The organism is Actinopolymorpha alba DSM 45243 (assembly GCF_000373925.1).
GTDB lineage: Bacteria > Actinomycetota > Actinomycetes > Propionibacteriales > Actinopolymorphaceae > Actinopolymorpha > Actinopolymorpha alba.
Window position 1 is genome coordinate 1 of the sequence record NZ_KB892803.1, and the last position, 15,709, is coordinate 15,709.

Consider the following 15,709-nt stretch of genomic DNA (forward strand, 5'->3'; position numbering starts at 1 on the left):
GAGCTTTCGCCCACTGGGCATGGACCCACGCCTTTTGGTGACCAGGATGACAAGAGCCCGGTGACGGGAGACTGTCACGCCGGGATCTGCGGGGGCCTGGGGGTGAGATTCCCCCGGGCTACCCGACATCCGGAGGCGGCGAAAGAGCGTCACAAGAGGGCCCGCGACGACCGCGGCGTGGACGTCTACCCATCCCTGGATGGCGTCTCCGACCTGCGGATCCGTGGGATCGCCCACGACGTGGCCGCCCAGATCTGGGGATACCTGGACGCCATCGCCCGCACCATGAAATCCGGCGGAGACGAACGCACCCTCCCCCAATTACGCGCCGACATCGCTATCTCCGTGCTGTCTGGCGAAGCCGACGTGATCATCTGCGACAGCGCTCCTGAAACCAGCGAAGAGCCCGGCAGCCGCGAAGCGGGCGACACCGAAGGGGCCAGCGCCGACGCCGATGGCGCCGGCGAGGACTGCGACTGCGAGAAGAGCGACGGGGAGAACTGCGAGGCTTCCAGCGCCTGTCAAGAATCCTTTGACGACCTCCTCGACGAGCAGGACAACGCTGACAGCTCTTCCGAAACCGAGGGTGCGCAGGAGGACTCCGCCGGGTCGGATGGGTGCCGACACACCGGGTGCGACCACGACCACCACCTCGAGGGCTGCCCGTGTGAGGACTGCAAACCCGCCACCTACACCCACCCCCTCGACCGGCGCAGACCGCAGACCAGCGGCGACAGTGGGTCTCGTGAGAACACTGCTACTGGTGAAGGAGACGCGGCCACGGGAGGCGGCGCGCCCAGGGGCGGTCGGGGTGAGGACGCTGATGGGGAACCGATCCCCGAGCAAGGGATCCCCGCGGCGTTCCGGTCCTGGAAGACAGCGATCAAGGCGAAACTCCAACTGAACGTGCCCATCACGACCCTGTTCGAGCTGGCGGAGCGACCCGCGGAGCTGGGCGGGTTCGGACCCGTGCTCACCGAAACAGCCAGACGGCTGCTCGCCAACCATTTGGACAATCCGGACGCGATGCTCGCCATCGGCGTCACCCACCCGGTCACGGGACGGTTGTTGAGCTTGCACCCGATGGCACAACGCTTCCTACGAGGCCTGGCGGCGGAGTTTGTGCAGTCGCTGAACCAACGCTGCACCTGGATGCTGTGCCGACGCCCAGCCATCAGCTGCGACCTCGACCACACCAAACCCTACGCGCAAGGCGGCGAAACCTCGGTAGAGAACGTGGCACCACTATGCCGCCGCCACCACCGGGTCAAAACCGAAGGTAACTGGAAGGTCGAGCAGACCAGTCCGGGCCATTTCCAATACACCGACCCGCACGGGCGGGAGTACCAGGTCGCTCCACCACGCCTCACCGATCCTGTGGAACCCGACGATCCGGATCCGCCACCGTTCTAGTCGGACCCGGGAAGATGGGGACAAGCAAACAAGCCGGCAGGCTCGAGAACCCTTGAGGAGAAGGGTTCTCGAGCTTGCCGGCGTGCATGTGCGGAGCGGCAAGCAGGGTTCCGTTAGGCAGTGGAGACTTTTCCGTGTGAGAGCACGGGAAAGCCTCCGCTCCTTGGTCTCCACCGGATACCGGCCGCAACCTGCACGGGGAGTACCAAGCAAGGGGCCGCCCTAACCGAAGGGGCCCGCCTAACCGAAGGGACCCGCCTAACCGAAGGGACCCGGTGTGAAGGTTTCCCCGGCACGTATGGCAGCCAGACGCCGCCGGCATTCCGCACGCTTCATGTCAAGGGGATTGGCCGGGTCGAAGTAGCTGACGCCGTGGTAGTGGCCCACGGTCACCGCCGAGAGCAGGTAGCGCTGGTTGTGCGTCGCCATGGCGAGGGACGCCAGCCCGAAGGTGTCCGCGAAGCCGGCGCTGGTCTCGTCCATGCCGATGATCATGCCGGCGGAAAGGCCAATGATGTCGGCGACGCGGTGGAACACCGGCGTGTTGGCGACCAGTGCACAGCCAGGATGGCAACGGGGTTTGTGCTGGCCGTAGAAGGGTCGTTCGGGCGCCCCACCGACGGTCGCCCAGAGCTGCTGCTTGCGGCCCGCCCAGATGTCCTTACTGGCGCCGGTTCCGACGTTCTGCTCCACCCACTCGAAACGCGCCTGCACCGCCCAGGCGGACGGGTCGTCGTCCAGCTCAGCGAGCATCACGCCAAGACAGTCCGGCGTGGTGAAGAAGATGTCGGCATCCACGAACCACAGGTGGGTCGCCGCGGGATGATCAGCAACGAACTCGCGGAGTACGTCGCCGTGACTGTTGACCGAGGTGTCGGCGGCCGGCCATCGAGACTGCCCGAAAGTCACCCGCAGGTTCCGCGCCGCGGTGACCAGGTCGTTCAGCCCTTCATCGGTGGAGTGGTTGTCGATGACGGTGACGCGAAGTCGCCCGCGGCGACACGTTCGTGATGCGTGGCGATCAGCGTGCGAAGGGCCAGCTCGGCGAACTCGGACGTGTTGTGGTTGACGATGCACGCCTCGACCACGCATTCCGCCTCATGCACAGCGCCCCCTTTCTCAACGACTCTGCCGCGCAACCCTCAACTACCCTGCCCGTTCGGCCCGTCCGAACGCTCGAGCTCGGCGACGATCCCCACCTCGATAGCGGCCATGTGCATCGCCATCAGCTGATGGGCCCGCCGCGCGTCACGCCGCCGGATAGCTCCGAGGACCAGCTCGTGGTGCTCAAGGTACTGCTCCGCCGCGTGCACACGACTCCGTGAACGATGCTTCAGCTCGCTCCAGGTTTGCTCATGCATCAGCTCGATGAGGTTCTGTTCGATCGCGAGGAGTACGCCGTTGTGGGAGGCGGTCGCGACGGCAAGGTGAAAGGCCAGGTCCGCGGCGCTCGGGTCCTTGCCCTGGTGGGTCAGCTCCGCTTGCTCGTGGAGGGTGGCCTCCATGTGCGCCAGGTCGGTGGGGTGGTGCGCGGTCGCGGCCTGCTCGGCGCAGACGGGCTCGATGGCGGCGCGCGCCACGATCAGGTCGAGCGGGCTGTGCTCGCCGATGACGGCCGCCTGCGCCCGCAGCATCGCGGTCTGTGAACGCCCGCCCTCCGTGACGTACGTACCGCTACCGACCCGGACGTCGAGGACCCCGGCGTGCTCCAGCACCCGGATCGCCTCCCGCAGCGAACCCCGGCTCACCGCGAGCTGGTCGGCGAGCACCCGCTCGGATGGGAGGGAGCTGCCCGGAGGGAAGCGGCCGGACTGGATGTTCTGCAGGATCTGGTCCACCACCGAGGCATAGACCTTCGACCGCTCGACGGCTCTGAAAACATTCTTTGGTTGGACCACCTGATCTAACACTCACTTCCCATCGACACGAGCCCTGGTTGCTCCACGAAGCCTACCGATCCGCGGTCAGCGAAGTCCGATCCCAGCCGGCAGACCGCCTGTACGCAGGACGAACAGGCAGCGGACAGAGTTGGCCAACGACGGTCACGAAGATCCCTTGACGGTCCTGACGAGGCACTCCTAGTGTTCCGAACCGGATGGGTGGTCGGACCAATTATGTGACCAGTGGTCGCACCAAATGGCGGCCGGGAGGGTGGGTCCAGTGATGGCACCGTCAAAAGTTCGTGCGGCCGAGGCACCGTGGTACGACCGCGCGATGCGCTGGGCGCAGCTGACGCTGGTGGACGGCGACACCAGCGCCGACAGCGGCTACGACGTGACGGTCTGGCTGGACTACTTCCGGCGGATCCGGGCTGACGCCGCCTGCCTCAGCGCGGGCGGTTACCTGGCGTTCTATCCGACGACCGTGCCGTTCCACCGGCGCAGCGTCGACCTCGGCGACCAGGACCCGTTCGGCGACCTGGTCGCGGGCTGCCGGGAACTCGGCATGGTCGTGCTCGCCCGTACCGATCCGCATGCGGTCCACGACGACGTCTACCAGGCGCATCCGGAGTGGATCGCCGTGGACGCCGAGGGGAGACCCAGGCCGCACTGGGCGATGCCGGGCGTGTGGGTGACCTGTGCGCTGGGGGAGTACGCCACGGCGTTCATGCCGGAGGTGAACGCCGAGATCATCTCGACGTACGACGTCGACGGCATCTTCAGCAACCGGTGGGCGGGCTCTGGACGCTGTTTCTGCGAGTGGTGCCGGAAGAACTTCGCCGCCGCCGCCGGTCTGGAGCTTCCGGTCGGCAACGATCCGACGGATCCCGCCGTTCGGGCCTATCGGCGCTGGCGCGAGGACCGGTTGTTCGAGATCGCGCGGATGTGGGACACCGGAATCCGGGAGCTGAACCCGGCCGCGCGGTTCATCCCCAACTCCGGCGGAGGGGCGCTGAGCGACCTCGACATGAGCCGGTTGGCAGACCTCGCCGAAACGTTGTTCGCCGACCGTCAGGCGCGCAGCGGGACCACACCGGTCTGGATGAACGGCCAGTACGCCAAGGCGTACCGCGCGGCGATGGGCACCAAACCGGTCGGCGGGATCTTCAGTGTTGGCATCGAGGAACCGCAGCGCTGGAAGGACTCCGTCCAGAGCGAGGCAGAGATCCGGATCTGGGTGGCCTCCGGTCTCGCCAACGGCCTCCGCCCGTGGTTCACGAAGTTCGGCGGCACGCTGCCCGACCGGCGGTGGCTGGACGTCGTGGCCGACCTCTACCAGTGGCTCGCCGACATCGAGCCGTACCTTCGTAACGAGGCACCCCTCGCCCGGGTTGGCATCGTCTACTCGCAGCAGACCGCCGGGCACTACGGCGACCGGGCACGGGAGATGGTGCAGCAGCCGCTCGACGGCTTCTACCACGCGCTCGTCGAAGCCAGGATTCCGTTCGAGATGGTCCATGACCGGCGGCTCGATCCCGCCGCACTCCGGGCCTTCCGTACGCTCATCCTCCCCAACGTCGCCTGCCTCTCCGACGCACAGTGTGCGGCGATCCGGGAGTTCGTCCGTGCGGGTGGCCGCGTGGTGGCCACGCAGCAGACGTCGCTTTTCGACGAGAACGGCGACCCGCGCGACGACTTCGGTCTGGGCGACCTTTTCGGCGTACGCCGGACAGGGGAGCTTCGGGGTCCGCTCCACAATTCCTATCTGGAACTCCGGGACGACGAGTCCGGCGCCCGGCACCCCTTGCTGGCCGGTCTCGAAGGCACAACGCGGATCATCAACAGCGTCCACCTCACGCCGGTGGAGGCGACCTCGTCGACCGGCCGTGGCGTCTCGCCACTCACCCTGATCGACAGCTATCCCGACCTTCCCATGGAGGAGGTCTATCGCCGGGATCGCGAGGTCGGACCACCACAGGTGTTCGCCGGAGAGTACGGCGAGGGGCGGTACGTCTACTTTCCAGGTGATCTTGACCGGACCTTCTCCGACAACCAGGTGAACGACCTGCGGGTCATCCTCACCAACGCGGTGACCTGGGCGACGGACGAACCCGCCCAGGTCGAGGTCGACGGCCAGGGCGTTATCGAGGTCACCGCCTGGCGCCAGCGGGACTCGATGACGGTGCACCTGGTCAACCTCACCAATCCGATGATGATGAAGGGCCCCTACCGGGAGCTGATTCCCTCACCACGCCAGCGACTCCGCATTCGCATTCCCGCAGGTACCCACCCGCGGCGCGTCCACCTGCTGCGGCGAGGTGAGGACGTGGCGTACACCGTCGAGGCCGGCGTGATCGAACTCGCCGTCGAGAGCGTGCTGGATATCGAGATCGTGGCGATCGACCTGGCAGCCACCGGCAGTGCCCATTCGTAAGGCAGTGCCCATTCGAGAGGCCGTGGCATTCAAAAGGAAGGCCGAAGAAAGATGAACGGACCAAGCCGGCGCGACTTCCTGCGCACGAACGCCCTGGCCGCCCTGGGGCTCACCGCCCTTGGACTCGGTGCGTGTTCACCAGTCAGTAGGGACAGCGGCAGCAGCAACGGCGGCGGCGGTGGTGGCGGCGGCGCGAACATCAGGTACGGCTGGTGGGGCGGCAGTGATCGCCAACAGGCGTACAACAAGGCTCTGGCGGAGTTCAGGAAGAAGTTCCCCGATATCAAGGTCGACCCGGAATTCGCGGACTTCGACGCGTTCCAGGACCGGATCGCCACGCAGATGGCCGGTCGTAATGCGCCGGACGTCTTCTGGATCGCCGCGACCAGCGTGGTGTCGTTCTACGCGAACGGGATGTACCACGACCTGGACGGCCTCAAGGAACTGGATCTCTCCGATTTCCCCAAGCAGGACATCGAGGAATTCAAGATCGACGGCAAGCTCAACACGATGCCGTTCGCGTCGTTCACGCCCGCGCTTCGGTCGAATGCCACCTTCCTCGAGGAGCAGGGGGCCAAGGTGCCGGACGACGAGAACTGGACCTGGAGTGACCTTTCGGAGTTCCTCAAGGACTGCCAGAAGGACGCGCCGAAGGGCCGGCGAGCGATCGCCTACAACGCCAACGCCGACCTCGGTTTCGAATCCTGGCTGCGTTCGCACGGTCAGGAGTTGTGGACCCAGGACGGCAACGTCGGTTGGGATGCCGAGGCGTGCGGCGAGTGGTTCGCCTGGTGGGAGGACCTGCGCGAATCCGGCGCCGCCCTCACCCTGGCCGAGCAGGAAGGCGTCAGCATGGATTGGGGCATTGTGGGCAACCGCGTCATGATGTCCCTGGGCAACTCCAACCACCTGACCCCGGACGCGCCGGTATTCCCGAAGTACGAGTTCCAACTCCATCTCACCCCGAAGGCATCAGCGGGTGCCGACGGTTCGCACCGCTACGTTTACACGCCGCGGATGGCCATCTACAAGCAGAGCGCCAACCCGGAGGCGGCCGCGTCGCTGGTGAATTTCCTCGTCAACGACGAGGTGATGCCGGGCCTGATCGGTACGACGATGGGTGCGCCGACCAATCCCCAGCAACGTAAGAGGACCTACGAACAAGCGGACGCCAACGGCAAGAAGGTCATCGACGCGGTGGACCGGGAGCGGGACACCAAGGGCCGCAAGCCGCGGTATGAAGCGCCCGCCGGCGCCAGCACCTGGCGGACCGACATGGACCGCACGGTCGAGGCGGTGTCGCTGAAGAAGACGTCCATCGCGGACGCGGCCGCGCGGATGACCAAGGACATCCAGGCGGCGATCGACGCGGCCCGGAAGTGACGACGCATGACTCGACGGACGGGACCATCCTTCGGGCGCCAGGGAAGGGCGGCGCATGTCTTCCTGACTCCCTGGCTCCTGGGAATGTTCCTCATCACCCTCGCCCCGCTGCTGGCGTCGCTCTACCTGTCCTTCACCGACTACAACCTCATGTCGGATCCGCGGTGGATCGGCCTGGACAACTTCGTCCGGATGGGTGCGGACCCGAGGTTCTGGAACGCGGTAAGTGTCACCTTTCGGTACGTCCTGATCTCGGTGCCGATCCAGCTGGCGTTCGCGCTCCTGCTCGCACTGGTGCTGGACAAGGGCGTCCGTGGGCTCGCGCTCTACCGGTCGGCGTACTATCTGCCGTCACTGCTCGGATCGAGTGTGGCGGTCGCGATCCTGTGGCGTACCGTCTTCGGGGATCGCGGGATCGTCAACGCCGCTTTGGGATTCTTCGGCATCGAGGCCACCAGTTGGTTGCAGAATCCCGCGACCGCGTTGAGCACGCTCATCATCCTGAACGTCTGGACGTTCGGCTCACCGATGATCATCTTCCTCGCCGGGCTGAGGCAGATCCCTCAGGCGTATTACGAGGCGGCCCAGGTGGATGGTGCGGGCACCTGGCGGAGATTCCGGCACATCACGGTGCCGTTGCTCACGCCGATCGTGTTCTTCAACCTGGTGTTGCAGATCATCGGATCGTTCCAGGCATTCTCGCAGGCGCACATCATCAGTGGGGGGCGTGGCGGACCGGTCGACTCGACGCTCTTCTACACGCTCTATCTGTACCAACAAGGTTTCCGGAGCTTCAACATGGGCTACGCCTCCGCCCTGGCGTGGGTGCTCCTACTCGCGATCGCCGTCATCACGGCGATCAACTTCCTGGTCGCGAAATATTGGGTCTATTATGGCGACGAATGAGACAACGGTGAGCGTGGCGGGCGTTCGTGTCCGACGGCGCCGCCAGATCGCGGGTCGACAGGTGTTGCGCCATGTGCTGCTGCTCGCCTTCGCCCTTGTCCTTCTTTATCCGCTGATCTGGATGGTGACGAGTTCGCTCAAGCCGAGCACGCAGATCCTCGCGGATCCGGGCCTCATCATCCGCGACTTCACCCTGGACAACTTCCGGATCGGGTGGAACGCGTTGCCCCGGCCGTTCTCGGTGTTCTTCGTGAACTCCTTCATCGTCACCATCGGGTCGATCGTGGGCAACGTGGTGTCGTGTGCACTGGCGGCCTATGCGTTTGCCCGGCTGAACTTCCGCGGGCGTAAGGTCTATTTCGGCATCATGCTGGTGACCATCATGCTGCCGTTCCACGTGCTCATCGTCCCGCAGTACATCATCTTTTCCCAGCTGGGACTCGTGAACACGTTCTATCCGCTGGTGGCGCCGAAGTTCCTCGCGACGGACGCGTTCTTCATCTTCTTGATGGTGCAGTTCCTCCGCACGATTCCCCGCGAGCTGGACCGGGCAGCCTGGGTGGACGGCGCCGGTCCGTTCGCGACGTTCTGGTACATCATCCTCCCGCTGATGACACCAGCGCTCGCGACGTGCGCGATCTTCACCTTCATCTGGACCTGGAACGACTTCTTCAGTCCGTTGATCTATCTGACCGCGACACCGGCATTCACGGTCCCGGTCGCGCTCAACTCACTTCTGGACAGTGAGACCCAGAGCGGCATCGGATATCTCTTCGCGATGTCGTTACTCTCGCTCGTGCCGATCTTCATCTTCTTCGTAGTGGCGCAGAAATACCTGATCCGCGGTATCTCCACCACCGGACTCAAGTGACCGTAGCCATGTGACCGTAGACCGCTGACCGTAGCTGACCGGACTCACCCGACGGGACGTATATGAGGTTCAGTGCCAACATCTCCTTGCTCTTTCCGGAGTTGCCGTTGATGGAACGCCCGGCGGCGGCCCGCCGGGCGGGCTTCTCCTACGTCGAGGCGTGGTGGCCGTTCGACGGCCCGGATCCTTCGACTGGTGACATCACGGCGTTCGTCGACGCACTGCGCGCGGCAGATGTGGAGCTGACCGCCCTGAACTTCTACGCCGGTGACATGGCGGCCGGCGATCGCGGTGTCCTCTGCTGGCCCGATCATCAGGAGAAGTTCCGGCGCAGCGTCGACGCCCTGCGCACCTGTGCGCTCCAGACCGGCTGCCGGGCCTTCAATGCGTTGTACGGAAGGCTGCGTGATTCCGGCCCGGAACGCCAGTCCGAAGTCGCCGTGGAGAACCTCGCGTTCGCCGCGCGGGCGCTGGCGGACATCGGTGGGGTCGTCCTCCTCGAACCCCTCACCGCCGCTGAGAATCCCGGCTATCCGCTGACGACACCGGAGGAGGCGTTGGCGGTGATCGACCGGGTTCGCGCCAAGCACGGGTTGACGAACCTCGCGCTCCTCTTCGACACCTACCACCTGGCTGGCAACGGCGTTGAGCTGTTCGCGGCCCTGGAAGCGGCGCTCCCGAGGATCGGGCACGTCCAGGTGGCCGATCACCCCGGCCGAGGCCAACCCGGCACCGGACGGCTCGACATCCCCGGCATCCTCCGTGTGCTCGCGGAAGGCGGCTACGCGGGCTATGTCGGCTGTGAATACAAACCGCAGGGCCGGACGGAGGATTCCTTCGAATGGCTCAAAGCCTGTTCCTGAACAGGCTCTCAGTGACCTGACCCGCAACGACGCGGACTGAAGGTCGGCACAGCGTCTCGAACAGGCGGGAGGCCACATGTCAGAGATCGCGTTCATCGGCGTGGGCACGATGGGTGCGCCCATGGCGGCGTTGCTGGTGAAGGCCGGCCACCGGGTGCGCTGCTACAGCCGTACGGCCACGACCAGAGAAGCCGTCCGTGACTTTGGTGGCCGCCCGGCTGACAGCGTTCTCGACGCCGTCAGCGGTGCGGACCTCACGATCACGATGCTCCCGGACAGCCCCGACGTTCGCTCCGTGGCGCTGGGCAAGGAGGGGATCCTCGCAGGGTTGGCAGGCTCGGCCGGTGCGGCCTGGGTCGACATGAGCACGATCGACCCAGGGGTTGCCCGTGAGCTCCATCAGGCCGCGGCCGAGCGGGGCATCGCGATGCTGGACGCGCCCGTGAGCGGCGGCGAGATCGCGGCGAAGGAAGGCACCCTGTCGGTGATGGTCGGCGGGGACGCGTCGGTGCTCACGTCCGTACGCCCTGCCTTGGATGTGTTGAGCCGGGTCGTGGTGCATGTCGGGCCGGCGGGTTCGGGTCAGGTGGCCAAGGCGGCGAACCAACTGATCGTGGCGGGCAACCTCGCCCTGCTCGGCGAGGCGCTGACCTTCCTGCGACGTCACGGGGCGGACGTCGGGAGGGTCTTTGAGGCGCTGGGGCAGGGTCTCGCCGGGAGCACGGTGATGGAACGCCGGGGTGCGTCGATGCTGGCCGCCGACTACACCCCCGGCTTCCGGGTCGAGTTACACGACAAGGACCTGCGGATCGTCCAACGCGCCGCCCAGGACAACGGCCTCAGCCTGCCGGTCACCGCCGTGGTCGCCCAACTCATGGCCGCCCTGAAGGCGCGTGGCGACGGGAAGCTCGACCACACCGCTTTGGCCAAGCTGGTGGCGGAACTCAACGGCGCGGACGAGAAGTCCGCGCAGGAAGGGGAGTGAGATGAGTCCGGAGCTGGCGCGGATCCTGGTGTCGGGAACGTTCTCGGAGGAGGAACGCGCCCGTATCCTGAGCGCGGCGTCGCGTTCGACGATCGAGTTCGTCGCGGGCGAGGAGGAGATAGCGGCGCGGGTCGCTGACGCCGACGGCGTGGCCGGCCGGGTCGGCCCGGCGGCGCTCGCGAAGGCCCCGCGGCTGCGGTGGGTGCACAGTTGGGCGGCCGGGCCCGACAACGACCTGTATCCCGAGATGCTCGCGAGCCCGGTGGTCCTCACGTCCGCGAAGGGCAACGGCGGGATTCCGTTGGCCGAGCAGGCGATGCTTCTCATGCTGATGCTCAACCGGAACGCCCTCCGCTGGGTGCGGTCGCAGGACAACCACGCGTGGGAACGCTTCACCCACGGCGAACTCGCCGGCCTCACCTGCGGGATCATCGGCCTCGGCCACTCTGGCAGCGATCTCGCCACGAAGGCGCGGGCCTTTCACATGGGTGTTCTCGGAATCCGGCGTCGTCCAGACATCCCGGTGCCGGACGTCGACGAACTGTTCCCGCGCGAACGCCTGCACGACTTCCTCGCCGCCTCCGACTTCGTGGTCGTCACCGCACCGCGCACTTCCGAGACCGTGGGCATGCTCGGCGAAGCGGAGTTCAGGGCGATGAAGCCGTCGGCGTACTTCGTCTGCATCTCGCGCGGCGGGATCGCTGATGACGGCGCGCTGCTGCGCGCCCTTCAGGAGGGGTGGATCGCCGGCGCGGGACTCGACGCGCACGGCACCGAGCCCCTTCCGCCCGACAGCGCGTTCTGGACCGCTCCCAACACGATCATCACGCCGCACAACGGTGCGACCACCGAGGGCACGCGCCGGCGGGGGATCGAGATCTTCGTCGAGAACCTCCGGCGTTTCGACGCGGGTGAGTCGTTGACGAACGTCGTGGACAAACACGCCGGCTACTGACCGACGGAAAGGGCCCGCCGCCGGTATCTCGGCGGCGGGCCCTTCCTTGTTTGGACGATCCAGAACGGCTGTCACTCCAGAACGACAAGATCGAACAAACCGAGCCGGGGAAGGGTGAACTCGATGGCGCCGTCGCTTCCTGATGCCGTGGGCAACTCCTCGCCGAGGCGGAGCGAGCGGGCCTTCCTCCAGCGAACTCCGGGCAAGGAGACCTTGACATCGCGGATCTCGAGCGGTGCGTGGAATGCCCGGCCCTGGTGCCCGGAATAGTTGATCAGATGCAGGAGCGTGCGTTCGCTGTCGTCCTGGCGACCGACCACGATCTCGACCTGAGGCGGAGCGTTCGTGGTGAGTTGGGGTCCGCTGGGAAGCACCGCGTGCAGGGCGTTCGTGAGGAGCCACCGGTGGTCGGGCAGGCTCAGGTCGTAGTAGAGCGAACCCACCGGCCAGGGAATGTAGGCGGTGCGGCCCTTTCCGAATCGACGAAGGAGCAGACCCGGATGCTCGGTTTCGATGTCCCAGTAGCACTTCTCGGGTGGGCCGTATCTCGATGGGGGCACCAGCGGAAGGCTGGTCTCGGCGTCGGGCGTGGCTTCGACGTGGAGGAACGCCGGATCCAGCATGATCACGGGGCTGTCGGTGAGCACCGAAGCGTTGTCCAGCAGCGTGTTTCCGGGCGCGAACGGAACCTCGTCCGCGCGCAGATAGGCCGAACGCATCGCGTGGTCGCCCTCGCGCCGCGCCAGGATCCGGGTCGCGCCCAGACTCCGCAACCCGAGATCGGTGCGGGGGCGCCCGTCCGAATCGAAGCCCCCGGTGTCGAAGGTCGCGAGCAGTCCGCCGCCGTTGTCGACATAGGCGTCCAGAACGTCGAGTTGCCGATCGTCGAGGATCGCGACGTTGGGAAGGATCAGCGCGTCGTAGTCGCCGAGCCGGCCCGACTCCGCCAGGTCGCAGAGCTTCGCGTCGGGGATGATGTCGAACGGCAGGTGGCCTTCGACGAGTGCCCGGTGGATCCCGCGCCGCTCGTTCCGTACCGCGGTGAGTCCCGCCGCGCCGCCGTACACCTCCTCGCTGCGGGTCGACGACACCAGCGCGATCCGTGCCGCCGACCGCAGCCCTTCGTAGAAGCGCTGGTGCTCGCGATGGAAGGTGAAGACATCGGTCACGATGTCAAAGCTTCGTTGACGGAACAGCTCGGGGGTGCCGATCATGTACGCCGACGGGTTGCCGCCATGCGCGAGGGTCTGGGACAGGTGCAGCCCGAGATAGCCCGCCTGCTCGACGGTGAAGCGGTAGGGCAGGTCGAGGAACATGACGGTGTTGACCCAGACCGGTTTGTCGGGACGGGCGGTGCGGGATTCTCGAACGAACTCCCCGACGCCCTGCACCCAGAGGGGCTGCGGGCGTTCGATCGCGTTGTTTGCCTCGTAGAAGACCACGTCAGGGTCGGCGCTGAGAATCAACGCAACGTCTGGACGCCGGCCGCGCAGGAATTCACGAATCCGGCGGGCGAGGTCGTCGAGCACCATCCGGGTATAGCCGCGCCACTGGATGTAGGCGGGGTCCTCCCAGTCGGCGGTGCGGGGGAGTGGCACGCCGTAGGTCTCCTGGAAACGGCGCCGGCAATGTGTGCACTGGCAGATACCGTGATAGCGCCCGGAGTAGTCACGCTCATTGAAGCCGAACCAGTTGAAGAAGAATCCGTCGACCGGATAGCGGTCGAGGACCTCGGCAAGAATCTCCTGTGAACGTTCCTGGTAATAAGGTCCACTCGGGCAGGTGCTGTAGAGCCCGTTGTAGATCTGGTGCTCACCCGACGTGCCGACGAAACACCAGTCGGGATGGGCCTCGGCGACATCGCGGTGGACCTTGGAGAAATCCACCCGCGAGATTACGCGCACGCCGCGCTCGTGTGCCGCCGTTACCGCGTCGCCGATCAGGTCGCCACTTGGTCGCTCGGCAAGCCAGGGGCTCGGATGCTGGAACGGGAGTTCGGACGGAAAGAACGACACGATGCCAGCGGTGTTGAGTAACCAGGTGTTGGCTCCGATGTCCTGGATATGGTCGAGAACCTTCTCCACATCAAGGCTCGCGTCGATCTCGCGAAGGTTGGTCTGGAACGTCCGATAGGGTTTTCCCCACCACTTGGTCGCCTCTGTCATCGTGGGCAGTTGCCTTTCTCGTGCGACTGCGAGTCTCTGCTCAAAGGTCCACGGCGTTTTCAGTAGGCTGGTTTCTGGCCGACGAAAACGTATTTGCCAAGGCTATCTAATTGCCTGCTTTCGGGCGATCGCCTGCCCACAATCGGACTTCTATCGGGTCGACAAAATTCGGCCGGCTTTCGTCGAAGCTCCGCCGCCAGTAGTTCGTACGCGTAGAGTTCGGGGCGACACCGGTAGCACACAGCGAAGAGCCAGCGATGGACTACGAGCGGTTCCTTTCCCTGGTGGTGGCCGCGGATGGCGGTCGTGACGCGGAAGCCGCTGAGCGGTCGACTCGGGCGACCCTCGAAACACTCGCCGATCGGCTTCCGGTGGGAGAGGCTCGCGACCTCGTGGAGGAACTCTCACCGGAGTTGGGCCCCTGGCTCTTCACGAGCAGCCCCGCCGAAGAGTTGGACGTTCATGACTTCGTCGGCCGGATCGCCGAGCGTGAGGAAGTGGATCTCGCCACCGCCGCCCGACACGCACGCGCGGTGTTCATCGCCCTGTCACAGGCACTGGACGCCGACGAGTTCGCCGCCATGGTGTCCCAGCTGAGCAGCGACTTCGTGATCATCCTCCCGGAGCGGTGACCCTCGACTATCGATAGTGCGCTGGACCTGAGTGGCAGGAGTCGACGTAGAGCTGGTGCCGATGTGGCGTCCAGGCACGGGACCCGTGCCCGCGTAGACGCCCACTTCTGCGCGGGAACTGGGCACCTGCTCAAGGTTTCGTGCGCGACACCTTCAGGTCTGCCCGCGATATGAGACCAAGGCGGGCGTTGTCTCACATTGCGTACACCTTCTCCGGTACGAGGCAGGGCATATCCCCACCAGACAAGGCAAATTTACCTAGCGAGGTGGGGACTTGCCGCGTGAGGTCCACCAACAGGTGTACACAATGTGAGACAAAAGCCGGTTTCTCACTATCCGATACAACCGGGTGTACACCATTCGATACGGCCTCACACCCGCAGCACCTCAGCAAGACCGTGAAAACTTCAGGAGGTCACAGCACCCCGAGATCTTCACAAATCTGAAATGGCGTGGCCATCACGGGGCGGCCAGTGTGCGAACTCGCTCGGCGCAGAAGCAGTGGAGCATTTCGTGTACTCCGCCAAGCTCCACTGCCTCGCACCAATCCACGTTTCACCGCGTGAGACGAGCAGGTTGACCAGGGTGTGAGACGACGCCGACGTCCGAGTTCTTGGATAAGCCTGCCGCTTTCGCTCAGTGCACCGGCTGTGGGGCTTTGGCGTGCAGGATGTGCATGAACTCGTGCATCCAGGTGGGGTTGTCGTTCCAGGCCCGGGCCGACACGACGTTCCCGTCCACGACGGCGCCATCGTCAACGAACTCTCCGCCGGCGAGTCGGATGTCTGGTGCGATTTCGGGATAGGCGGCCGTACGCCGGCCCTCCAGAAGTCCAGCGGCAGCAGGGATCAGCGGGCCGTGGCACAGTTGCGCGACGGGAGCGTCGTTCAGGTAGAAGTGTCGTACGAGGCGCTGGCAATCGGGGTCGTTCCGGAGGTACTCCGGAGCCCGGCCACCGGGGATGACCAACGCCACGTAATTGTCAGGATTGACGTCGGCGAAGGCGACATCGGCTGGCCACACATACCCGGGCTTCTCGGTATAGGTGTCGAAGTCCGGGTCGAAGTCGTGGACGACGAACGCCAGCTTCTTTACCGCGGGTGCGGCGATGTCAACCTCGTAGCCATCTTCGAGAAGTCTCTGATAGGCGTACATCACTTCGAGCGCTTCGGCGCCGTCGCCAGTGACTATCAGCACCTTCGGCATGTTCCACCTCCCGTGG

General features: G+C 65.6%; 14 protein-coding genes. 9 read left to right on the forward strand and 5 right to left on the reverse strand.

The window, feature by feature from the left end; genetic code table 11:
- A partial coding sequence (locus B141_RS50460; protein WP_237742870.1) for an HNH endonuclease occupies nt 1-1,413 on the forward strand: 1,413 nt, incomplete at its 5' end.
- Between the two features lie 258 nt (nt 1,414-1,671).
- Here B141_RS50460 and B141_RS0133500 read toward each other — a convergent pair.
- The 3 genes from B141_RS0133500 to B141_RS0133510 are packed head-to-tail and all read right to left on the reverse strand — an operon-like array spanning nt 1,672 to nt 3,311.
- A complete protein-coding gene (locus B141_RS0133500; protein ID WP_020579558.1) occupies nt 1,672-2,322 on the reverse strand; it encodes a hypothetical protein in 651 nt (216 codons plus the stop codon).
- Nucleotides 2,323-2,354: 32 nt separating this feature from the next.
- A complete protein-coding gene (locus tag B141_RS51025; RefSeq protein ID WP_202806009.1) occupies nt 2,355-2,519 on the reverse strand; it encodes a hypothetical protein in 165 nt (54 codons plus the stop codon).
- Nucleotides 2,520-2,555: 36 nt separating this feature from the next.
- A complete protein-coding gene (locus B141_RS0133510) occupies nt 2,556-3,311 on the reverse strand; it encodes a FadR/GntR family transcriptional regulator (protein ID WP_020579560.1) in 756 nt (251 codons plus the stop codon).
- 265 nt (nt 3,312-3,576) lie between these two features.
- On the opposite strand from B141_RS0133510, the gene B141_RS0133515 reads away from it, so the two are divergent.
- The 7 genes from B141_RS0133515 to B141_RS0133545 all read left to right on the forward strand — a co-directional run bounded on the left by B141_RS0133515 (nt 3,577) and on the right by B141_RS0133545 (nt 11,690).
- Entirely contained in the window at nt 3,577-5,727 is a 2,151-nt protein-coding gene (locus B141_RS0133515) for an alpha-amylase family protein (protein ID WP_020579561.1), read from the forward strand.
- A gap of 51 nt (nt 5,728-5,778) precedes the next feature.
- On the forward strand, nt 5,779-7,110 hold the full coding sequence (locus B141_RS0133520; RefSeq protein ID WP_020579562.1) for an ABC transporter substrate-binding protein: 1,332 nt from the start codon (nt 5,779-5,781) through the stop codon (nt 7,108-7,110).
- Between the two features lie 6 nt (nt 7,111-7,116).
- Complete coding sequence (locus B141_RS0133525) at nt 7,117-8,016, forward strand: carbohydrate ABC transporter permease (protein WP_084678684.1); 900 nt, start codon at nt 7,117-7,119, stop codon at nt 8,014-8,016.
- Entirely contained in the window at nt 8,003-8,887 is an 885-nt protein-coding gene (locus tag B141_RS0133530; RefSeq protein ID WP_026257812.1) for a carbohydrate ABC transporter permease, read from the forward strand. The genes B141_RS0133525 and B141_RS0133530 overlap by 14 nt, the downstream gene beginning before the upstream one ends.
- Nucleotides 8,888-8,949: 62 nt before the next feature.
- The gene (locus tag B141_RS0133535; protein WP_020579565.1) at nt 8,950-9,750 is read left to right on the forward strand and encodes a hydroxypyruvate isomerase family protein; all 801 of its coding nucleotides are present in this window, start codon (nt 8,950-8,952) and stop codon (nt 9,748-9,750) included.
- Nucleotides 9,751-9,826: 76 nt separating this feature from the next.
- Complete coding sequence (locus B141_RS0133540; protein WP_020579566.1) at nt 9,827-10,735, forward strand: NAD(P)-dependent oxidoreductase; 909 nt, start codon at nt 9,827-9,829, stop codon at nt 10,733-10,735.
- A gap of 1 nt (nt 10,736) precedes the next feature.
- On the forward strand, nt 10,737-11,690 hold the full coding sequence (locus B141_RS0133545; protein WP_020579567.1) for a D-2-hydroxyacid dehydrogenase: 954 nt from the start codon (nt 10,737-10,739) through the stop codon (nt 11,688-11,690).
- A 71-nt stretch (nt 11,691-11,761) separates the two neighbouring features.
- Here the strand turns inward: B141_RS0133545 and B141_RS0133550 are convergent, their stop codons facing one another.
- Nucleotides 11,762-13,855, reverse strand: a complete 2,094-nt coding sequence (locus tag B141_RS0133550; protein ID WP_020579568.1) for an alpha-amylase family protein — start codon at nt 13,853-13,855, stop codon at nt 11,762-11,764.
- Between the two features lie 257 nt (nt 13,856-14,112).
- Here B141_RS0133550 and B141_RS44185 point away from each other — a divergent pair, with 257 nt between their 5' ends.
- Entirely contained in the window at nt 14,113-14,487 is a 375-nt protein-coding gene (locus B141_RS44185) for a DUF2267 domain-containing protein (RefSeq protein ID WP_020579569.1), read from the forward strand.
- Between the two features lie 636 nt (nt 14,488-15,123).
- On the opposite strand, the gene B141_RS0133560 is transcribed toward B141_RS44185, so the two are convergent.
- Nucleotides 15,124-15,693 (reverse strand): DJ-1/PfpI family protein, encoded by a 570-nt coding sequence (locus B141_RS0133560; protein WP_020579570.1) that lies wholly within the window; start codon nt 15,691-15,693, stop codon nt 15,124-15,126.
- Nucleotides 15,694-15,709: the final 16 nt, after the last annotated feature.